The following is a 19299-nucleotide window of genomic DNA, read 5'->3' on the forward strand; positions in this document are numbered from 1 at the left end:
TAGCACACCGCATTCGCGAGCAAGCCCACTCCCACATTTGATGTGTATGGCTCTGTAGATTCAGGCTTGCTTGAACATCTCCATCGCGCGCTGGCGAATCTGCGCTTCAGTCAGGTCTTCCTTGTGGGTGGCCAGGAACCACACATGGCCGAATGGATCCTTCAGCGTGCCGGAGCGATCGCCGTAGAACTGGTCCTTGGGTTCGGAGATCGGTGTGCCACCGGCTGCGATGGCTTGTTTGTATTGCGCGTCGACGTCATTGACATACACATGTAAACCGACGCTGGTGTGGCCATCACGCGGGCTGCCAAACGCACTTTCATCGCAGGGTGAACCCAGCATGATCGGCGAGTCACCGATGCGCAGCTCGGCGTGGCCGACTCTGCCGTCGGGCATGTCCAGGCGCATGGCTTCGATGGCGCCAAAGGCTTTCTTGTAGAACTCGATGGCTTCGGCAGCTTTTTCGACGCCCAGGTAGGGCGTGACACTGTGGAAACCCTCGGGAATGGGTTTAACGCTCATTTCGTTCTCCTCGGGTTGTTGTGGTTGTGGAGGCACGGCCTTTTCACTATAGGCCACGTATGGCGTGGCCTGCGGGCAACCGACGAGGTGTTTGCCAGGCAACAGCGAACAGGCAGATTGCTGCGCTATAAGCGGGCACGGGGCGTGTTTTTACCGGCAAACTGCCGGTTTCCGGGCCCGGCACAGAAGCTGCAATCCCTCTGGCAAACCATTCGCCCGAGAGCGTTGTATGTCTGTACTGCCTGTGTCTGCCGATTACCCGATCCACACGCCCCATGCCGCGTTGATCCGCGATGCAGCCGAGGCGATTGCCGTCGCCCACCGCGTCGCCGCCGTGCTCCTGGAACAGGACGCCGAGCGCGACCGCACTCGCCAGGTGCCCGCCGAGGTGGTGGACCTGTATTCCAACAGCGGCCTGTGGGGCATCAGCGTGCCGCGCGAGTTTGGCGGCGCGCAGGTGTCTTACGCGGTGCTGGCCCAGGTGATCGCGATTATTTCGGCGGCCGACCCGTCATTGGGGCAGATCCCGCAGAACCACTACTGTTTGCTGGAGGACATCCGCCTGCAGGGCACACCCGAGCAGCAGGCGCATTTCTTCGGCCTGGCGCTGCAAGGTCATCGGTTTGCCAATGCACTGTCGGAAACCGGCGGCAAGAACGTGCAGGACATCCAGGCCACTATTCGCCGCGAAGGCGACGGCTATCTGATCAACGGGCGCAAGGGCTACTGCACCGGATCGTTGTACGCCCATTGGCTGGCAGTGCTGGCGCTGGATGAACAGCAGAACGCGCAGTTGGCCTTCGTTCCGCGCGGCACTGCCGGGCTGGTGGTGGTCGACGATTGGGACAGCATGGGCCAGCGCACCACTTCCAGCGGGACGGTGCTGGCACAGGATCTGCGGGTGCCGGCGTTCAATCTGTTTCCCACACATAAATCCTACGATTCGCCGACGCTTGCCGGCCCTTTCGCACAGCTGACCACCGCCGCCATCGACGCCGGCATCGCCCGTGCCGCTTTGCGCGACACGGTGGCGTTCGTGCAGCAATTCGCCCGCCCATGGATTGATGCCGGCGTGGAGAAGGCTAGTCAGGATCCGCTGACCATCATCCAGGTGGGCGCCCTGGACATTCGCCTCGAAGCCGCCGAAGCGCTGCTGGACCGCGCCGGCCTGGCCCTCGACGCCGCTCGCCCGGCACCGAATGAAGAGAATGTCGCCCAGGCCTCCCTGGCCGTCGCCCGCGCCAAAGTGCTCACCACCGAAATCGCCATCGAAGCCAGCAACAAGCTGTTCGAACTGGGCGGCACTCGCTCGACCTTGAAAAAGCACAACTTCGACCGCCACTGGCGCAACGCACGGGTGCACACCCTGCACGACCCGGTGCGCTGGAAATACCACGTGGTGGGCAACTGGTTGCTCAATGGCGCCAAACCACCGCGCCACGATTGGTCGTGATGCATGGCCGAACTGTTCAAGAACATCTACTGGGCCGACATCGGCCAAGCCTGCCTGGAAACCCTGAGCATGCTCGTGGCTGCACTGGGCTTTACCGTGCTGCTGGGGTTGCCGCTGGGCGTGCTGTTGTTTCTCACCGGCAAGCGCCAGTTGCATGAGGCGCTGGTGGTGTATCGGTTGCTGTCAGTGGTGGTCAACGTGCTGCGTTCGCTGCCGTTCATCATCCTGCTGATTGTGTTGATCCCGCTGACCACCTTGCTGGTGGGCACGTCCCTCGGCGTGCCGGGCACCATTCCGCCGCTGGTGGTGGGCTGTACGCCGTTCTTTGCGCGGCTGGTGGAAACCGCGCTGCGTGAAGTGGATCGCGGTGTCGTCGAGGCCACCCAATCCATGGGCGCCAGTACCTGGCAGGTGATCCGCCACACGCTATTGCCGGAGGCTCGCGGTGGGCTGTTGGCGGCGGTGACCGTGACCGCGATTGTGCTGGTGGATTACACCGCCATGGCCGGCGTGATCGGTGGCGGCGGCCTGGGTGACTTGGCGATTCGCTACGGCTACCAGCGGTTCCAGACCGATGTGATGGTGGTCACCGTGGTGTTGCTGTTGGTGCTGGTGCAGGCCCTGCAAATGACCGGTGACCGTTTGGTGGCGCGTTACAGCCGCCGTTGATTCCTATAACAACTGCCTTCGGAGCATGTATGAAAAAGTCCCTGGCCATTTTGGCTGCTGTCCTGTCGTTGAATGCCTTTGCCAATGAAAGGCTGGTGGTGGGCGCTACGCCTGTGCCTCACGCGGAAATCCTCGAGTTCGTCAAACCGGTGCTGGCCAAGGAGGGCGTAGACCTGCAGATCAAGGTCTTCACCGACTTTATCCAGCCCAACCAGCAATTGGCGCTGAAGAATATCGACGCCAACTACTACCAGTACCGCCCATTCCTCGATGACTACAACAAGACCCGTCACACCGACCTGGTGCCGGTGGTGGGTGTGCATATCGAGCCGTTTGGTGCGTATTCGACGCGGATCAAGAACATCTCGGAGCTTAAGGATGGCGCCACCGTGTCGATCCCCAATGACCCGGTCAACACCGGCCGTGCCTTGGTGCTGCTGGATGAAGCCGGCCTGATCAAGCTCAAGGACCCGAGCAACACCCTGAGCACCCCGCGCGATATCGTGGAAAACCCCAAGCACCTGAAAATTCGTGAGCTGGAAGGCGCCTTGCTGGCCCGCTCGGTGAGCCAGGTGGACCTGGCGTTTGTGTTTGCCAACTACGCGCTGGAGGCGGGGATCGATACCAACAGTGCGTTGATTGTGGAGAAGGGTAAATCCTTGTACGTCGAGTATTTGGTGGCGCGGCCGGACAACATCAACGACCCGCGTATCCAGAAGCTGGCGAAGGCGTTGAATTCCGATGAGGTGCGCCAGTTCATCCTGACCCGTTACAAAGGCCAGATCGCCCCTGGGTTCTGAGTCCAACACCGATCAACTGTGGGAGCTGGCTTGCCTGCGAAAGCGGTGGGTCAGCTTGCACATCTGCTACTGATACACCGCTTTCGCAGGCAAGCCAGCTCCCACCTTGATTGGATTGTCACTTCAGGATTTGGGGGTGGGCTCCAACAACTGTGCACCTGGCCCGCACTCGCCGAGCTTGTCATCCTGATTACGCAACGGACACGCCTCCATCGACAGGCACCCGCACCCAATACAGCCATTGAGCTTGTCCCGCAGCAGCATCAGTTTATTGATGCGCTCATCCAGGTCTTCCCGCCACAGTGCGGACAAACGATCCCAATCCTGCGCCGTGGGCGTACGCCCATCCGGCAAGGCCTGCAACGCCTCGCCGATCGTTGCCAGTGGTATGCCCAAACGCTGGGCGATCTTGATCACCACCACACGGCGCAGCACATCCCGTGGATAGCGGCGCTGGTTGCCGGCATTGCGGTTGCTCTTGATCAGCCCCTTGGCTTCATAGAAATGCAGGGCCGTGACCGCGACGCCACTGCGGGCGGCGAGTTGGCCGACGGTGAGTTCCTTGTTGAGCATGAAAAAACTCCCAAACAGCGCTTGACCTTGACTTAACTAGAGGTTTTACCCTGCCTGGCATCGAATCGCAAGATTCTGCCTACAGAGAAAGGGGAGTGTTCATGCAGGTATCAGAGAAAAGTCGCAGCTTCACTCAATTGATCGAGTTTCAGATCGAGCCCCGGCAGCAACGTGCCCTGGTGGCGGCGTTGACCACTCAAAGCGAACGCCTGGCCCAAGGCCATGGCGGCTTTATCAATGCGAGTGTGCAAGTCAGCGATGACGGCCGGCGGGTGCTCAATTACCTGCAATGGCGCTCGCGCGAGGATGGCGAGGCGGCCTTCAAATGCTTCGAGCACGGTGAGGAGGATTTCTGGACGCTGATTCGCGCCCACCAGGCCACGGCCGTGACCTTCGGCTCATTCCAGGTGCTGCGAAGTTTCGAGCGCAGCCATGACAACGCGTTGCACTGCCGACTAAATGGATAGGTGCAACATGCGCTCGCCCTGCACGTTTTCGCCTGGACGGCGCTTGTTCACCGCCAGCTCGCCGATCTTGATCAGGCGTGTGCGCGTGACGTTGCGGCTCAAGCCCAACAGGTTGGCGGTGTGCACCTGGTTGTAATGGCTGAAGTGATAGGCGGCGCGGAGCAGGGCGTCCTCGACCTTTTCATGCAGGGCCCCGGCCTGTTCCTCGAACAGCTTTTGGAAGGCCCGCGCCAGCAACGCTTCGGCGCTGTTGTCAGTGCCGTGCTGGCTGTCGTCCTGACGTTCGATGCGCATGTTCGACAGGCGCAAATCGTCGCGTTCGATCACGCCGTCGCGGCAGATCAACAGGGTGTGGTGGATCACGTTTTCCAGCTCCCGGATGTTGCCCGGCCAACTGTAGCTCTTGAGTTTTTGCTCGGCCTCGCGGCTGATGGTGATCGGCCCGTAACCCAGGCGCTGGCTGTAGGCTTCGATGAAATGCCGGGTCAGCGGCAGAATATCGCCTGGTCGGTCACGCAAGGGGCTGAGCTCCAGGCTGACCACGTCGAGACGGTAGTAGAGGTCCTCGCGGAAATGCCCGGCGTTGATGGCCTTTTCCAGTTGCACGTTGGTGGCGGCAAGCACCCGCACATCAATCGGAATGCTCTTGCGCGACCCCAGGCGTACAACTTCGCGTTCCTGTAGGACGCGCAGCAGCTTGACCTGGATCGCCATCGGCAAATCGCCGATCTCATCCAGGAACAACGTGCCGCCGTCGGCCTCTTCGAACCAGCCGGCCTTGGCACTGAGGGCGCCGGTGAAGGCGCCTTTTTCGTGGCCGAACAGCTCGGCTTCCACCAGGGATTCGGAAAACGCCCCGCAGTTTACCGCCACGAATGGCCGGTTACGCCGCGCGCTGAGGTTGTGGATATGCCGTGCCACCAGCTCTTTACCGGTCCCGGTCTCGCCGATGATCAGCACGCTGGCTTCGCTGGGCGCCACTTGCTGGATATGGTCGAGCAGCGCCTGGGATTTGGGGTCTTCAAAGACCTGGGCCGTGGCGCGGATCGACGTCGCGAGGGCGGGCGAGGGCGGTAGGGTCAAAAGCTGCATGGGCACCTCTCTTAGGAATAGAACGTTGGAATCGGCAGGGATTGGTTCAACGCCCAATCCCCGAGTTCGTGGAGCTTGTAGTCCACCGGGTCGTGCAGGGTTTGCGTGCGCAGGTTGCGCCAATGACGGTCCAGGCGCAGCGATGCGTGGGTCGAGCGCGCGCCGGTGACTTCGAACAAGCGGCTGCACAGGTCGAGGCCTTGGCGGGTGGCGGCGACCTTGGCGGTGGCGATGGCGATAGCGAGTTGGCCGCGCTCGTTTTCGCTGAGGTTCGGGCCCTTTGCCCAGGCTTGGTCGAGCAACTCGGTGGCGCGTTCCACCAGCAGGCGCACACCTTCAAGGGCGACCCAGAATTCACCGTAGTGGTGCAGTACGTAAGGGTCCTGGCGCACATCTTCGGCACTGGATTTATGCCACGAACGGGTTTCGGTGAGCGTGTAGTTGCGCGCTTCTTCGAAGGCGCCTTCGGCAATACCGAGGAACATATGCGTGAAGGTCAACTGGGCGATCAACGGGCGCAGGCAGGCAAAGGGCGTGCTGAGCGGGCCAGGGTCGAGCAGCAGTTCGGATTCTTCGACGCGCACCCGTTCGAAGCTCGCGCTGCCGCTGTCGGTCTGGCGCTGGCCGATGTTGTTCCAATCGTTGTGCAACGTGATGCCGCTGCGGCCGCTGGGGATGGCGGCGATCAGCAGTTTGCCGCCGGCGGTTTCATCCACCGCCGAGGCGATCAGCATTTCCGAGTCGCTGGCGCCGGAGCAGAAGCTCTTTTTACCGGAAAACTCGCGCCAGCCGCCGAAATCCTTGACCACCGTGCGCGTGTCCAGCGGGTTGAGGGCGTTGCCCCAGAACCAGTTTTTGCGTGCGGTCTGTTCGAACCAGGGCTGCCATTGGTCCTGGCGTGAAAACAGGCGCACGGTGGCGAGCATCAGGTGGTGAAAACCGAAGACATGGGCGATCGAGCTGTCGACCTTGGCGAATTCGCGCACGATGCCGAGGGTGTCACTCCAGCGCGCGCCGAGGCCGCCGTACTGGGTGGGAATACTCATGGCCAGCAGGCCGCTTTGACGCAGGGCGTCGCGTTCGGCTTTGGGCGTGCCGCCGCGCTCGTCACGCTCGACGGCGGTGAGGGCGAATTCGGCGGCCAGCAGTTTGGCGGTCTGCAAGGGGGAGGGCAGGACGCTGTGGGGTTTGGCTGTCACGGGGTTTCCTCTATTTGCCTTGTAGGCGCTGGCTTGCTGTGGTGAGCAAGCTTGCTGAAGTGAGCTGGCTTGCTGTGGTGAGCAGGCTTGCTGTGGTGAGCAGGCTTGCCCTGCGCTGGGCTGCGAAGCAGCCCCCTTGCATCGGCGGCGAACCCGTCGGGGGACAAGCCCCACTCACCACAACAAGCCGGCTCCTACAGCAGAGCAGCGGTTCAGGCCTTTGTCGTCGGCAATACATCGTTGGCAATCATTTCGCCGAACGGGCCAGTGAGTTTGGTGACGCCGCGCCCGGCAAGGCTGGCATAGGGTTCCGGCAGCAACGGGAACACCAGCTCGGCAAAGCGATAGGCTTCTTCCAGGTGCGGGTAGCCGGAGAAGATGAAGCTCTCGATCCCCAGGTCGGCGTACTCCTTGATGCGCTCGGCGACCTGCTGCGGGTTGCCGACCAACGCGGTGCCGGCACCGCCGCGTACCAGGCCGACGCCGGCCCACAGGTTGGGGGCGATTTCCAGGTTGTCGCGGCGCCCATCATGCAGGGCGGCCATGCGGCGCTGGCCTTCGGAATCGAAGCGCGAGAAGGATTTTTGCGCGGCGGCGATGGTTTCGTCGCTGATGTGCTCGATCAGCTTGTCGGCGGCTTTCCAGGCGTCCTCTTCGGTCTCGCGTACGATAACATGCAGGCGGATGCCGAATTTCACGGTGCGCCCGTGGCGTGCGGCGCGCTCACGCACATCCGCGAGTTTTTCCGCGACGGCGGCCGGCGGTTCGCCCCAGGTCAGGTACACATCGACCTGTTCGGCGGCGAGGTCGTGGGCGGCATCGGAAGAACCGCCGAAATACAGCGGCGGATAGGGCTTCTGTACTGGCGGATAAAGCGCCTTGGCGTTCTGTACGCGCAGGTGTTTGCCTTCAAAATCCACTGATTCGCCCTGCAATACGCGGCGCCAGATCTGAAGGAATTCGTCGGAGACTTCGTAGCGTTCGCTGTGGTCAAGGAAACTGCCGTCGCCGCGGTTTTCGTCGGGGTCGCCGCCGGTCACCACGTTGATCAGCAGGCGGCCGTTGGACAGGCGGTCCAGGGTCGCCGCCATGCGCGCCGAGACAGTGGGCGAGATGATGCCCGGACGAATGGCCACCAAGTAGCGCAGGCGTTCGGTCAACGGCACCAGCGCCGAGGCGATGACCCAAGAGTCTTCGCACGAGCGCCCGGTAGGAATCAGCACGCCGTGGTAACCCAGGCTGTCAGCCGCCTGTGCGACTTGCTTCAGGTAATTGAGAGTGACCGGCCTTGCACCTTGTGTGGTGCCCAGGTAATGACCGTCGCCGTGAGTGGGCAAAAACCAGAAAACATCCATGACAAATCCTTACGCGATTTTCAGCAGAGAGGGGGAGTGCGCAGTGAACAACGGTGCTGCACGTTCTGCCGCCAGTTGAATACGGGCTTTTAATAGTTCGCTGGTTATTTGGTAGTCGGTGAAGTCCGCCTCGGTGGCGTACACGCCGATGGGTAGGGTCAGCGCCTGGAAGAAGCTGAACAGCGGACGCAACTGATGATCGAGGACCAGCGCGTGACGTTCACTGCCGCCGGTTGCAGCCAGGAGCACGGGTGTGTTGATCAACGCGTTGAGGCCGATCAGGTCGAACAAATGCTTGAGCAAACCAGGGTAGGAGCCGCGATAGACCGGCGCCGCGACGATCAGCAGGTCGGCCTGTTCGATGGCTAACAGTTGCGCCTCGACGTCGGCGGGCACTTCATTGCGCGACAACGCGCCGCCGAGAGGCCGAGCGATGTCGCCCAGCTCGATCAGGGTGGTCTCGATCGGCAGCAACGTAGCGAGTTCAGCCAGTACAGCCTGGGTCAGTACGAGGGTGCGGGACGGACGCCAGGTTCCGCCAGAGAGGGCAACGACATTCAGGGGACGGGTCATGAACAGTTCCTTTTTCAACAGTGGTTCATAGCAGGTGGGTGCAACCTGTTGAGCAAGAGCTGTACCAATGGGTGCAGGCCTTGAAAGACGCGGGTTGCAGGCTCACTGCTGAAAAGTGCGGGTGTTGGCTGCCTGGTGATTTGTTGAATGACTGTTGCTAGCGCAACAGTTGCGTGGGCAACAGTGCTGTCGCGGTGCAGCACCATTTATAGAGGGTTACTTTTATTCCGTAAATGAACGTATTTCCATATTTATAGATCATAAGGAAATATAAAGGGGTCGCTATCGAAGCTGCTCAAGCGGTTGATAGCAACTATCACGGCAGGTGATTTTTCCCTGCGCGAGGGCGGGAGTAGCCTGTGTTCATTGACTCGAAACCTCCTTTTGCAGGGCCACCGCCATGAACCGATTCCTCGCTGTTTCCTTATTGATTGTCAGTGCTGTCCTTGCCGGATGTGCGACCCATCCATCGCCAGAACTGCGCCCTTACACTGCCGAAGAAACCAAACAGTTGGCCCTGGAAGCGCTGAGTCGTCGTGGTTTGTCCTTTGATGAATATCAACAGCAGCGCGCTGCACTGACCGGCCAGCCACAGAAACCCTTCGGCTTTGATCGCCAGGGTGAAATGAATGCCGAACGCAGCGTGACCCTGCATGGTCGTCCCAGTTGAGCCCGCGTCCAGCGGCAAAAAGCCCGAGGTTTCCCTTTAGGAACCTCGGGCTTTTTGTTTTCCATGGGGCGACTTCAGCCTGTTAAGCTGAATTTCAGGAGCGTTCCTACGCACATTTACATAAAGTGGTCCTTCTTTAATGGCATTCGATCGGTTAAACCTGACGACCTCTGTCCCGGTCCGTGCCCCTGAGACGCTGCTCTCGGGAACCTGCTCTGCGAGTTTTTAACGTCATGAATAAACGTCCGTTGTATTTCGACTACGCCGCCACCACCCCGGTGGACGAGCGGGTCATCCAGGTGATGGTCGAGTGTCTGGGCTTCAATGCCAATTTCGGTAACCCTGCGTCCAGTTCCCATGCGTTCGGCCAAGCGGCTCGGCAAACGGTTGAACAGGCGCGTCGTCAGGTGGCCGAGTTGGTCGGTGCCAACCCGGAACAAATCGTCTGGACGTCCGGCGCCACGGAATCCAACAACCTTGCGATCAAGGGCGTGGCCCAGGCGCGGGGCGTGGCAGGTGGGCATATCATCACCAGCCAGATCGAACACAAGGCCACCCTGGATACCGCGCGACAACTGCAGGAAGCCGGCGTGGCCGTGACCTACCTGGTGCCGGATGCCGATGGCTTGATCAGCCCCGATGCTGTCAGTGAAGCCATGCGCGAGGACACTTTCCTGGTGTCGCTGATGCTGGTGAATAACGAATTGGGCACCCTCAACGACATCCCTGCCATCGGCGCTCGCGTGCGTGAGCACGGTGCGTTGTTGCATGTGGATGCGGCGCAGGGGGCGGGCAAGGTGGCGATCGACCTGGCGCAGTGGCCGGTGGACTTGATGTCGTTTTCGGCCCACAAGCTGTATGGCCCCAAAGGTATTGGTGCTTTGTATGTCGGCCCGCGGGCGCAGCAGAAAGTGTTGGCGCAGATTCACGGCGGCGGCCACGAAGGTGGCCTGCGTTCCGGTACGTTGGCAACGCATCAGATTGCCGGCATGGGCACCGCGTTTGCTTTGGCGGCGGCGTCTTTTGCCGAAGAAAAGGCGGTGATCGTGGCTCTGCGCCAACGCCTGCTGGACCAGTTGGCGTCGGTAGCCGGCGTGCGCCTCAATGGCAGCGCCACGCAACGTGTTCCACACACCCTGAGTCTCACGTTCAGTGAAGGCGAATTCAATGCCGCTGGGTTGAGTGCGGGGATCGCGTTCTCTGCGACGTCCGCCTGCAATTCGGCGAGCAATGCGCCGTCCCATGTGCTGCTTGCCCTGGGCCATGATGCACGCAGTGCTGGCCGTACGATTCGCTTGAGCCTGGGCCGGTTTACCACCGAACAGGATATCGACCAGGCGGTGCAGTTGATCAAAGCATCCCTGGCCAGTGCACCGGCCTTCTGGGCGGTCTGATTCATTTATCGCAACACATAATAATTATTCGTGGTTAGCAGGAGACACAATGAGTACGCAGCCCTTGACCCATGGAACGGTTCCCCAGCGCCTGGCGCATACCCGTGAACTGATGAGCCGCGAGGGCGTTCACGCCCTGCTGGTGCCGTCGGCCGACCCGCACCTGTCCGAATACCTGCCGGGTTACTGGCAGGGGCGGCAATGGTTGTCGGGGTTTCATGGTTCGGTGGGGACGCTGATTGTCACTGCAGACTTCGCCGGTGTGTGGGCCGACAGCCGCTACTGGGAACAGGCGACCAAGGAACTCAAGGGCAGCGGCATCGAATTGGTCAAGCTGCAGCCGGGCCAACCCGGTCCGCTGGAGTGGCTGGCCGAGCAGACGCCGGAAGGTGGCGTAGTCGCCGTGGACGGTGCGGTGATGGCCGTGGCCTCGGCGCGCACCCTGGGCGCCAAGCTGGCAGAGCGCGGCGCACAACTGCGTACGGATATCGACCTGTTGGATGAAGTCTGGCAAGACCGCCCGGCGTTGCCGAACCAGCCGATCTATCAACATTTGCCACCGCAGGCCACTGTCAGCCGAGGTGAAAAACTCGCCGCGCTGCGCGCCGCCTTGAAAGAGAAGGGCGCCGATTGGCATTTCATTGCAACCCTGGATGACATCGCCTGGCTGTTCAACTTGCGCGGTGGTGATGTTTCCTTCAACCCGGTGTTTGTGTCCTTTGCGCTGATCAATCAGCAGCAGGCCACGTTGTTCGTGGCACTGAGCAAAGTCGATGCTGAGCTGCGGGCGGTGTTGGAGCAGGATGGCGTGACGCTGCGCGATTACAGCGAAGTGGCTGACGCGTTGCGCGCGGTGCCTACGGGCGCCAGCTTGCAGGTCGACCCTGCTCGTGTCACCGCTGGCCTGCTGGAAAACTTGGATGCTGGTGTCAAGCTGGTCGAAGGGCTTAACCCGACCACATTAGCCAAGTCCCGCAAGAGCCTGGCCGACGCGGAACATATCCGCCAAGCCATGGAGCAGGATGGCGCGGCGCTGTGCGAATTTTTCGCCTGGCTGGACAGCGCACTGGGCCGTGAGCGCATCACCGAACTGACTATCGACGAGCACCTGACCGCCGCGCGCACCCGGCGCCCCGGTTATGTATCGCTGAGTTTCAACACCATCGCGGCCTACAACGCCAATGGCGCGATGCCGCATTACCATGCCACTGAAGAAGAGCATGCGCTGATCGAAGGTGATGGCTTGTTGCTGATTGACTCGGGTGGCCAGTACCTGGGTGGCACCACGGATATCACGCGGATGGTGCCTATCGGCACGCCGAGTGACGAGCAGAAGCGTGACTGCACCCGCGTACTCAAGGGCGTGATCGCCTTGTCCCGTGCACACTTCCCGAAAGGGATCCTGTCGCCCCTGCTGGACGCCATTGCCCGCGCGCCGATCTGGGCGGAAGGCGTGGACTACGGCCACGGCACCGGGCACGGCGTAGGTTATTTCCTCAACGTGCATGAAGGTCCGCAAGTGATTGCCTATCAGGCTGCCACGGCGCCGCAAACGGCGATGCAGCCAGGAATGATCACCTCCATTGAGCCGGGTACTTACCGTCCGGGTCGTTGGGGCGTGCGCATCGAGAACCTGGTGCTCAACCGCGAAGCGGGCAAGACCGAGTTCGGCGAGTTCCTCAAGTTTGAAACCCTGACCTTGTGCCCGATCGATACGCGCTGCCTGGAGCCCACGCTGCTGACGGCGGACGAGCGCGAGTGGTTCAACGCTTACCACGCTGAGGTGCGTGCGCGGTTGAGCCCTTTGCTCAGTGGTGCCGCGCTTGAGTGGCTGCAGGTACGCACCGCGGCTATTTGATCGGCTGCAGTTCAGGGGCTTGGGCCAGGGCGTCGGCCATATAGTCGACGAACGCCTTGACCCGGGCTGACTGGCGACGGTTGGGCGCCGAAACTGCATGGATTGGCAGCGATTGCGCGGTGTAATCCTGCAACAGCGCGACCACACGGCCTGCCTTCAAATCGTCGTAGAACAACCATAGGGGCGACAGCGCAATGCCGAGCCCCGTCAACACCATTTCCCGCACCGCTTCGGAATTGTTGCTCTGGGCGTTGCCGGTGATGCGCACGCTGTGCCGTGTGTTCTCCTTTTCGTACACCCACTGGTTCTGGCTGCTGAGCAGGTTGAAGAGCAGGCAGTTGTGCTGGCTGAGCGCCTGCGGGGTTTGCGGTGCGGGATGGCCGGCCAGGTAGTCCGGGCTGGTCAGGATTCGCGCCAGTGGCCTTAACCCATTGGACGGCAAAATTCGCGCAGGCCAGGCTGCCCATGCCCGCCAACCTTTGCCGGCGGTACTGGGGGTGGACTTGGCGGGCTCCGTAGAAGCCGTCGGCCCGGGCGCCGGTGAGTGGCAGGTAGGCGATGATGTGTATGCGTTGGCAACCGGGATTGGCGGCGCACAGGGCTCGCTGGCGGAATATGCGGCAGTTGATGCTCGTTTGCTGGCGAAGAAACCCGGGACCTTGAGCATGCGTGAAGCGGCGGTGTTGCCGCTGGTGTTGATTACGGCATGGGAGGGGTTGGTGGACCGGGCCCAGGTAGGTTCTGGACACAAAGTGTTTATCCAGGGTGGTGCCGGTGGTGTAGGGCATGTCGCGGTGCAATTGGCGCTTGCCTATGGCGCTCAGGTGTATGCCACTGGCTCTGCCAGGCATCGCTCGGTTATCGAGGGGCTGGGCGCAACGTTCATCGACTATCAGCAGCAGACGGTTGAAGCCTATGTCGCGCAGTACACCGCGGGTGAAGGTTTCGACATTGTGTATGACACCGTCGGCGGAGAGACGCTGGATGCATCCTTCCGAGCGGCCAGGACCTATTACGGTCATGTAGTGAGTTGCCTGGGATGGGGGCAGCACAGCCTGGCGCCATTGTCGTTTCGTGGGGCGAGCTACTCTGGCGTGTTTACCCTGTTACCGTTGTTGACCGCAAAAGGGTGTGAACATCACGGGCAGATCCTTTCCGAGGCCGCGCGATTGATCGATGCCGGCAAGCTCAAGCCGATCATGGATGGGCGTCAATTCGATTTGCACAGCGCAAACGCCGCTTACGATCTGCTCGCAAGCGGCGCGCAAGGGCGCTTGGCGATCGAGATCTAACTCAAGGCTTCGCGCACGAAATCCAGACGGTCCTGACCAAAGAACAACTGTTTGCCTACAAACATGCTGGGTGCACCGAACACGCCGCGTTGAACGGCCTGTTCGGTGTTGTCTTTGAGGGCAGCCTTTATACGTTCGTCATTAGCCAGTGCCAGCAGCTCATCCGGGTCAAATCCGTGCTCGGTGAGCACGGCAGCTACCACGGTGGGGTCTCCCAAGTGACGGCCATCGACCCAGAGGGCGCGGAACAGGCAATCGATAACGTCCAGGAAACGTTCAGGGTGGTGCAATTGGACGCCAGTGATCGCGCGCATCAATACCAGGGTGTTGATGGGAAAATGCGGGTTGAACTGGAGCGGCACGTTATAGCGACGGGCATAACGTGCCAAGTCATCAAACATGTAGCGGCCCTTGGCAGGAACGGTGATTGGAGAGGCGTTGCCAGTGGCCTTGAACACGCCGCCCAACAGCATGGGCTTGTACACCAACCGCGTACCGGTTGCCGCGCACAACGCCGGCAGTTGGGTGTAGGCCAGGTAAGTGGCAGGGCTGCCGAGGTCAAAGAAGAATTCCAGGGTTTTACTCATGGTTGATGCTCGCTGCTTATTGTTATGGGGGCGTGCTTACCAGGTTTCATTCCAGGGGCGCAGATCCAGTTCGAAGGTCCAGGCGTCGCGTGGCTGGCTATGCAGGTACCAATAGTTATCGGCGATGTGCTCGGGGTTGAGGATGCCGTCCTGGTCCTTGAGCGCGTATTTCTGCGGGAAATTGTCGCGAATGAAGTCGGTGTCGATGGCGCCGTCGACCACGATATGGGCGACGTGGATGTTCCTGGGGCCCAATTCCCGCGCCATGCTCTGCGCGAGCGCCCGAATTCCGTGCTTGGCCCCGGCGAATGCGGCAAAGCCTGCACTGCCGCGCAAACCAGCGGTGGCGCCCGTGAACAGGATGGTGCCGCGATTACGAGTGACCATGCGCTTGGCCACTTCACGTGCATTCAGGAAACCCGAAAAACAGGCCATCTCCCAGATCTTGAAATACTTGCGCGCGGTTTCTTCGAGGATGCTGCACGGTACGTTGGCGCCGATGTTGAACACGAAGGCCTCGATGGGGCCCAGGTCGGTTTCGATGTGTTCGATCAGTGCGATGACGTCGTCTTCCTTGCGCGCATCGCAGGCGAACCCATGGGCCTCGCCGCCTGCAGCTTGAATACTGTCTACCAGCGGCTGCAATTTGTCGGCACTGCGGCGTGTCATGCAGGCCACATAGCCTTCGCGGGCAAAGCGTTTGGCAATGGCGCCGCCGGTTGCATCACCGGCGCCCACTACCAATACGATTTTCTTGTTGTGCGTCATGGGAACTCCGTTGGCTCGATAGTCGAGCAGGAGTTTAGACGCAGCGCTGCGAAGGGCTGGATTTGTATCTGGAATTTAAATAGGAGCAGTCAGGGGGTGACTGCTCGAGCAACTATTTACAGATGACGATCATGCTGCGGCTGGTGTAGCCGGCGGGGTTGAGGCCGAAGGGGTAGTCCCCGGGTTCCTCGGAATTGTCACCGGACTTTGCGATTACCCGGTAGCCCTTGGCGCCGCACGAGTTGGTTGCACTGGTGTAGCACTGGTCCCAGGAAGAAGACAGGCCGGAGCAGTTGATATGCAGCCCTTTTTTGCCACGTTTTACTTCTGTCTTGGTGGTCGCGGCACAGCCAGCAATGGCCATGACCATTAACAGTATCAAAATTCGCTTCATTCCTATCCTTAATAGCCGCCTCGCAATGCTATGGGCCGGCTCTACTCGCTCTCGGGTGTAGCGTTCGCGCTGTCCTTGTCGAAATTCTCCATGAATGACATTCGTTTACGGCTTAAACATGGCCTAAATGCGCGCTAAATACCAGAGCTACATTCAAACAGACTTCAATCGGCGGGCACCAACGGCTTTGACTCGCTGCGCATCGTCACGGTGGCTCCTACGGAGGCCAGGATGATGCAAGTGATTGCCAGCCATTGTGCGAGGGAGAGGTGCTCGTGCAGGAAAAACAGGCCGGAAAGGGCACCGAAAGCGGGTTCGATGCTCATGAGCGTGCCGAACGTACGGGCGGGCAGGCGTGTGAGCGCGACCATTTCCAGGGTATAGGGCAGGGCGGTGGACAGGATGGCGACACCGATGGCGACCGGGATCAGTGCGGGCGTCAGCAATGCACTGCCTGCGTGGACGATGCCGATAGGTGCGACAAACAACGCCGCGATCATCACGCCGAGAGCCGCTGTTTGCACGCCGTTGTCATTACCCGCTTTCTGGCCGTAGAGAATGTAGAGCGCCCAGCAGACACCTGCCCCCAACGCGTAGCTTGCACCCAATAGGTCGATGCCGCTGCTGGTTTCCCCCATGGGGATGAGCAAGAGCAGGCCGACGATTGCCAGGGCGATCCACAGGAAGTCGACGGCACGCCGAGAGGCGTAGATGGCGACGGCGAGCGGTCCGGTGAATTCTAGGGCGACCGCGATTCCAAGAGGCACGCTGCGCAGGGACATATAGAAGAGGAAGTTCATGCCACCGAGCGCCATCCCGTAGACGATGACGGTACGAAGGGATTTGGCCGTCAGCTTTGCGCGCCACGGGCGTAATAGAAGCAACATGATTACGCTGGCGAAAATCAAGCGTAGGGCGGTGGTGCCTTGTGCACCGACGACAGGGAACATGCTTTTGGCCAGCGAGGCGCCGGATTGAATGGACGCCATGGCGATCAACAGCAGGCCGACAGGGAATAACGTCGAGGCCAGGCCGCGGGAGGAGGTGGTCATTGGGGGTGTTCGTCCAAAGTCATATTAAGAGAAGCATGGGCGCTATGATGCTTAACTGTTCGACGTTGAGCAATATATTGCTCAATTATCCTATTCGGTGGCTTATAAAGGGTGGTCCTGGAGGTTTTCTGGTTCTTTGATAGAAAAACCAAATTAAGGGTTGACGGCAGATTCTGGAAGTCTATAATTCGCCCCACTTCCGGCGCAGTCGAAACGGAAAACTCCTTGGTAAACAAAGAGTTACGCAGAATTCGACAGTGACTTGCTTCAGTTCATCGAAGCCCAGAAGGAGTTGGTAGAGCAGTGTTGTTTGGCTCTATTAACGTTTCGATCTTCTCGGTCGAAAGCGGAGAAAAAGAGGTGTTGACAGCAGCGTGTAACGCTGTAGAATTCGCCTCCCGCTAACGAGAGATCGGAAGCGCAAGTGGTTGAAGTTGTTGAAGAAATCTTCGAAAACTTCTGAAAATAATCACTTGACAGCAAATGAGGCTGCTGTAGAATGCGCGCCTCGGTTGAGACGAAAGATCTTAACCAACCGCTCTTTAACAACTGAATCAAGCAATTCGTGTGGGTGCTTGTGGAGTCAGACTGATAGTCAACAAGATTATCAGCATCACAAGTTACTCCGCGAGAAATCAAAGATGTAACCAACGATTGCTGAGCCAAGTTTAGGGTTTCTTAAAAACCCAAAGATGTTTGAACTGAAGAGTTTGATCATGGCTCAGATTGAACGCTGGCGGCAGGCCTAACACATGCAAGTCGAGCGGTAGAGAGAAGCTTGCTTCTCTTGAGAGCGGCGGACGGGTGAGTAATGCCTAGGAATCTGCCTGGTAGTGGGGGATAACGTTCGGAAACGGACGCTAATACCGCATACGTCCTACGGGAGAAAGCAGGGGACCTTCGGGCCTTGCGCTATCAGATGAGCCTAGGTCGGATTAGCTAGTTGGTGAGGTAATGGCTCACCAAGGCGACGATCCGTAACTGGTCTGAGAGGATGATCAGTCACACTGGAACTGAGACACGGTCCAGACTCCTACGGGAGGCAGCAGTGGGGAATATTGGACAATGGGCGAAAGCCTGATCCAGCCATGCCGCGTGTGTGAAGAAGGTCTTCGGATTGTAAAGCACTTTAAGTTGGGAGGAAGGGTTGTAGATTAATACTCTGCAATTTTGACGTTACCGACAGAATAAGCACCGGCTAACTCTGTGCCAGCAGCCGCGGTAATACAGAGGGTGCAAGCGTTAATCGGAATTACTGGGCGTAAAGCGCGCGTAGGTGGCTTGTTAAGTTGGATGTGAAATCCCCGGGCTCAACCTGGGAACTGCATTCAAAACTGACTGACTAGAGTATGGTAGAGGGTGGTGGAATTTCCTGTGTAGCGGTGAAATGCGTAGATATAGGAAGGAACACCAGTGGCGAAGGCGACCACCTGGACTAATACTGACACTGAGGTGCGAAAGCGTGGGGAGCAAACAGGATTAGATACCCTGGTAGTCCACGCCGTAAACGATGTCAACTAGCCGTTGGAAGCCTTGAGCTTTTAGTGGCGCAGCTAACGCATTAAGTTGACCGCCTGGGGAGTACGGCCGCAAGGTTAAAACTCAAATGAATTGACGGGGGCCCGCACAAGCGGTGGAGCATGTGGTTTAATTCGAAGCAACGCGAAGAACCTTACCAGGCCTTGACATCCAATGAACTTTCTAGAGATAGATTGGTGCCTTCGGGAACATTGAGACAGGTGCTGCATGGCTGTCGTCAGCTCGTGTCGTGAGATGTTGGGTTAAGTCCCGTAACGAGCGCAACCCTTGTCCTTAGTTACCAGCACGTTATGGTGGGCACTCTAAGGAGACTGCCGGTGACAAACCGGAGGAAGGTGGGGATGACGTCAAGTCATCATGGCCCTTACGGCCTGGGCTACACACGTGCTACAATGGTCGGTACAGAGGGTTGCCAAGCCGCGAGGTGGAGCTAATCCCATAAAACCGATCGTAGTCCGGATCGCAGTCTGCAACTCGACTGCGTGAAGTCGGAATCGCTAGTAATCGCGAATCAGAATGTCGCGGTGAATACGTTCCCGGGCCTTGTACACACCGCCCGTCACACCATGGGAGTGGGTTGCACCAGAAGTAGCTAGTCTAACCTTCGGGAGGACGGTTACCACGGTGTGATTCATGACTGGGGTGAAGTCGTAACAAGGTAGCCGTAGGGGAACCTGCGGCTGGATCACCTCCTTAATCGACGACATCAGCTGCTCCATAAGTTCCCACACGAATTGCTTGATTCATTGAAGAAGACGATAAGAAGCAGCCCGAAATTGGGTCTGTAGCTCAGTTGGTTAGAGCGCACCCCTGATAAGGGTGAGGTCGGCAGTTCGAATCTGCCCAGACCCACCAATTTTGTGTGGGAAACGCCTGTAGAAATACGGGGCCATAGCTCAGCTGGGAGAGCGCCTGCCTTGCACGCAGGAGGTCAACGGTTCGATCCCGTTTGGCTCCACCACTACTGCTTCTGAAAGTTTTGAAAGCTTAGAAATGAGCATTCCATCCAAGTGATGGTGAATGTTGATTTCTAGTCTTTGAT

Annotated in this window: 17 protein-coding genes, 2 tRNA genes, 1 rRNA gene and 2 pseudogenes; 11 read left to right on the forward strand and 11 right to left on the reverse strand. The window is 59.5% G+C overall.

The features are described from left to right. Window positions 1-60: 60 nt before the first annotated feature. Window positions 61-522, reverse strand: coding sequence for a VOC family protein (locus KUA23_RS10010; RefSeq protein ID WP_016980233.1), 462 nt, complete (start codon window positions 520-522; stop codon window positions 61-63). Window positions 523-751: 229 nt separating this feature from the next. Between KUA23_RS10010 and KUA23_RS10015 the strand changes: the two genes are divergently transcribed. The 3 genes from KUA23_RS10015 to KUA23_RS10025 are packed head-to-tail and all read left to right on the forward strand — an operon-like array spanning window position 752 to window position 3444. Beyond that, window positions 752-1975 carry an SfnB family sulfur acquisition oxidoreductase gene (locus KUA23_RS10015; protein WP_252993856.1) on the forward strand — a complete coding sequence of 408 codons (1224 nt, stop codon included), beginning with the start codon at window positions 752-754 and terminating at the stop codon, window positions 1973-1975. 3 nt (window positions 1976-1978) lie between these two features. Then, window positions 1979-2644, forward strand: a complete 666-nt coding sequence (locus KUA23_RS10020) for a methionine ABC transporter permease (RefSeq protein WP_099493837.1) — start codon at window positions 1979-1981, stop codon at window positions 2642-2644. A 29-nt stretch (window positions 2645-2673) separates the two neighbouring features. Continuing rightward, the gene (locus KUA23_RS10025; RefSeq protein WP_252993857.1) at window positions 2674-3444 is read left to right on the forward strand and encodes a MetQ/NlpA family ABC transporter substrate-binding protein; all 771 of its coding nucleotides are present in this window, start codon (window positions 2674-2676) and stop codon (window positions 3442-3444) included. 123 nt (window positions 3445-3567) lie between these two features. On the opposite strand, the gene soxR is transcribed toward KUA23_RS10025, so the two are convergent. Beyond that, entirely contained in the window at window positions 3568-4017 is a 450-nt protein-coding gene (gene soxR / locus KUA23_RS10030; RefSeq protein ID WP_078047715.1) for a redox-sensitive transcriptional activator SoxR, read from the reverse strand. A gap of 101 nt (window positions 4018-4118) precedes the next feature. Here soxR and KUA23_RS10035 point away from each other — a divergent pair, with 101 nt between their 5' ends. Continuing rightward, window positions 4119-4484 carry an antibiotic biosynthesis monooxygenase gene (locus KUA23_RS10035; RefSeq protein ID WP_078047716.1) on the forward strand — a complete coding sequence of 122 codons (366 nt, stop codon included), beginning with the start codon at window positions 4119-4121 and terminating at the stop codon, window positions 4482-4484. On the opposite strand, the gene KUA23_RS10040 is transcribed toward KUA23_RS10035, so the two are convergent. From KUA23_RS10040 to msuE, 4 genes are all read right to left on the reverse strand, one after another. Then, the gene (locus tag KUA23_RS10040; RefSeq protein WP_252993858.1) at window positions 4473-5576 is read right to left on the reverse strand and encodes a sigma-54 interaction domain-containing protein; all 1104 of its coding nucleotides are present in this window, start codon (window positions 5574-5576) and stop codon (window positions 4473-4475) included. The two genes, KUA23_RS10035 and KUA23_RS10040, sit on opposite strands and share 12 nt — an antisense overlap. A gap of 11 nt (window positions 5577-5587) precedes the next feature. Further along, window positions 5588-6775, reverse strand: coding sequence for an acyl-CoA dehydrogenase family protein (locus KUA23_RS10045; RefSeq protein ID WP_252993859.1), 1188 nt, complete (start codon window positions 6773-6775; stop codon window positions 5588-5590). Window positions 6776-6987: 212 nt separating this feature from the next. Then, window positions 6988-8130, reverse strand: coding sequence for an FMNH2-dependent alkanesulfonate monooxygenase (gene ssuD / locus KUA23_RS10050; protein WP_252993860.1), 1143 nt, complete (start codon window positions 8128-8130; stop codon window positions 6988-6990). 9 nt (window positions 8131-8139) lie between these two features. Further along, complete coding sequence (msuE, locus tag KUA23_RS10055) at window positions 8140-8703, reverse strand: FMN reductase (RefSeq protein WP_078050890.1); 564 nt, start codon at window positions 8701-8703, stop codon at window positions 8140-8142. Window positions 8704-9103: 400 nt separating this feature from the next. On the opposite strand from msuE, the gene KUA23_RS10060 reads away from it, so the two are divergent. The 3 genes from KUA23_RS10060 (at window position 9104) to KUA23_RS10070 (ending at window position 12625) form a co-directional block, all read left to right on the forward strand. Next, a complete protein-coding gene (locus KUA23_RS10060; protein ID WP_252993861.1) occupies window positions 9104-9373 on the forward strand; it encodes a hypothetical protein in 270 nt (89 codons plus the stop codon). A 233-nt stretch (window positions 9374-9606) separates the two neighbouring features. Continuing rightward, window positions 9607-10767: a cysteine desulfurase family protein gene (locus tag KUA23_RS10065; RefSeq protein WP_252993862.1), complete on the forward strand. Its 1161-nt coding sequence runs from the start codon at window positions 9607-9609 to the stop codon at window positions 10765-10767. Between the two features lie 49 nt (window positions 10768-10816). Further along, complete coding sequence (locus KUA23_RS10070) at window positions 10817-12625, forward strand: aminopeptidase P family protein (RefSeq protein WP_252993863.1); 1809 nt, start codon at window positions 10817-10819, stop codon at window positions 12623-12625. On the opposite strand, the pseudogene KUA23_RS10075 reads toward KUA23_RS10070, so the two are convergent. Beyond that, window positions 12618-13031 (reverse strand): annotated as a pseudogene (locus KUA23_RS10075) (substrate binding domain-containing protein); the annotation flags it as partial. The gene KUA23_RS10070 and the pseudogene KUA23_RS10075 overlap by 8 nt on opposite strands. Here KUA23_RS10075 and KUA23_RS10080 point away from each other — a divergent pair. Further along, window positions 13024-13917, forward strand: a pseudogene (locus tag KUA23_RS10080) (zinc-dependent alcohol dehydrogenase family protein); the annotation flags it as partial. The pseudogenes KUA23_RS10075 and KUA23_RS10080 overlap by 8 nt on opposite strands. On the opposite strand, the gene KUA23_RS10085 reads toward KUA23_RS10080, so the two are convergent. From KUA23_RS10085 to rhtA, 4 genes are all read right to left on the reverse strand, one after another. Further along, entirely contained in the window at window positions 13914-14504 is a 591-nt protein-coding gene (locus KUA23_RS10085) for a 2-hydroxychromene-2-carboxylate isomerase (protein ID WP_078047724.1), read from the reverse strand. The pseudogene KUA23_RS10080 and the gene KUA23_RS10085 overlap by 4 nt on opposite strands. Before the next feature lie 36 nt (window positions 14505-14540). Further along, on the reverse strand, window positions 14541-15272 hold the full coding sequence (locus tag KUA23_RS10090) for an SDR family oxidoreductase (protein WP_099493829.1): 732 nt from the start codon (window positions 15270-15272) through the stop codon (window positions 14541-14543). A gap of 112 nt (window positions 15273-15384) precedes the next feature. Further along, window positions 15385-15666: a hypothetical protein gene (locus KUA23_RS10095; RefSeq protein WP_016980214.1), complete on the reverse strand. Its 282-nt coding sequence runs from the start codon at window positions 15664-15666 to the stop codon at window positions 15385-15387. 164 nt (window positions 15667-15830) lie between these two features. Further along, the gene (rhtA, locus tag KUA23_RS10100) at window positions 15831-16718 is read right to left on the reverse strand and encodes a threonine/homoserine exporter RhtA (RefSeq protein ID WP_214498500.1); all 888 of its coding nucleotides are present in this window, start codon (window positions 16716-16718) and stop codon (window positions 15831-15833) included. 698 nt (window positions 16719-17416) lie between these two features. On the opposite strand from rhtA, the gene KUA23_RS10105 reads away from it, so the two are divergent. The 3 genes from KUA23_RS10105 to KUA23_RS10115 all read left to right on the forward strand — a co-directional run bounded on the left by KUA23_RS10105 (window position 17417) and on the right by KUA23_RS10115 (window position 19218). Beyond that, window positions 17417-18953: ribosomal RNA gene (locus tag KUA23_RS10105) — 16S ribosomal RNA — on the forward strand. 82 nt (window positions 18954-19035) lie between these two features. Next, window positions 19036-19112, forward strand: a tRNA-Ile gene (locus KUA23_RS10110). Between the two features lie 30 nt (window positions 19113-19142). Beyond that, window positions 19143-19218, forward strand: a tRNA-Ala gene (locus KUA23_RS10115). The last annotated feature ends 81 nt before the right edge of the window (window positions 19219-19299 follow it).

The organism is Pseudomonas pergaminensis (genome assembly GCF_024112395.2).
In the GTDB taxonomy this organism is placed as follows: Bacteria; Pseudomonadota; Gammaproteobacteria; order Pseudomonadales; family Pseudomonadaceae; genus Aquipseudomonas; species Aquipseudomonas pergaminensis.

Excerpts from the sequence above, each read along its gene's own strand:
- KUA23_RS10010 (WP_016980233.1), bottom strand. The coding sequence starts at position 522 with ATGAGCGTTAAACCCATTCCCGAGGGTTTCCACAGTGTCACGCCCTAC.
- KUA23_RS10090 (WP_099493829.1), bottom strand. The coding sequence starts at position 15,272 with ATGACGCACAACAAGAAAATCGTATTGGTAGTGGGCGCCGGTGATGCA.
- KUA23_RS10060 (WP_252993861.1), top strand. The coding sequence starts at position 9,104 with ATGAACCGATTCCTCGCTGTTTCCTTATTGATTGTCAGTGCTGTCCTT.
- KUA23_RS10035 (WP_078047716.1), top strand. The coding sequence starts at position 4,119 with ATGCAGGTATCAGAGAAAAGTCGCAGCTTCACTCAATTGATCGAGTTT.
- ssuD (WP_252993860.1), bottom strand. The coding sequence starts at position 8,130 with ATGGATGTTTTCTGGTTTTTGCCCACTCACGGCGACGGTCATTACCTG.
- rhtA (WP_214498500.1), bottom strand. The coding sequence starts at position 16,718 with ATGACCACCTCCTCCCGCGGCCTGGCCTCGACGTTATTCCCTGTCGGC.
- KUA23_RS10095 (WP_016980214.1), bottom strand. The coding sequence starts at position 15,666 with ATGAAGCGAATTTTGATACTGTTAATGGTCATGGCCATTGCTGGCTGT.
- KUA23_RS10070 (WP_252993863.1), top strand. The coding sequence starts at position 10,817 with ATGAGTACGCAGCCCTTGACCCATGGAACGGTTCCCCAGCGCCTGGCG.
- msuE (WP_078050890.1), bottom strand. The coding sequence starts at position 8,703 with ATGACCCGTCCCCTGAATGTCGTTGCCCTCTCTGGCGGAACCTGGCGT.
- KUA23_RS10085 (WP_078047724.1), bottom strand. The coding sequence starts at position 14,504 with ATGAGTAAAACCCTGGAATTCTTCTTTGACCTCGGCAGCCCTGCCACT.
- KUA23_RS10065 (WP_252993862.1), top strand. The coding sequence starts at position 9,607 with ATGAATAAACGTCCGTTGTATTTCGACTACGCCGCCACCACCCCGGTG.
- KUA23_RS10025 (WP_252993857.1), top strand. The coding sequence starts at position 2,674 with ATGAAAAAGTCCCTGGCCATTTTGGCTGCTGTCCTGTCGTTGAATGCC.
- KUA23_RS10040 (WP_252993858.1), bottom strand. The coding sequence starts at position 5,576 with ATGCAGCTTTTGACCCTACCGCCCTCGCCCGCCCTCGCGACGTCGATC.
- soxR (WP_078047715.1), bottom strand. The coding sequence starts at position 4,017 with ATGCTCAACAAGGAACTCACCGTCGGCCAACTCGCCGCCCGCAGTGGC.
- KUA23_RS10020 (WP_099493837.1), top strand. The coding sequence starts at position 1,979 with ATGGCCGAACTGTTCAAGAACATCTACTGGGCCGACATCGGCCAAGCC.
- KUA23_RS10015 (WP_252993856.1), top strand. The coding sequence starts at position 752 with ATGTCTGTACTGCCTGTGTCTGCCGATTACCCGATCCACACGCCCCAT.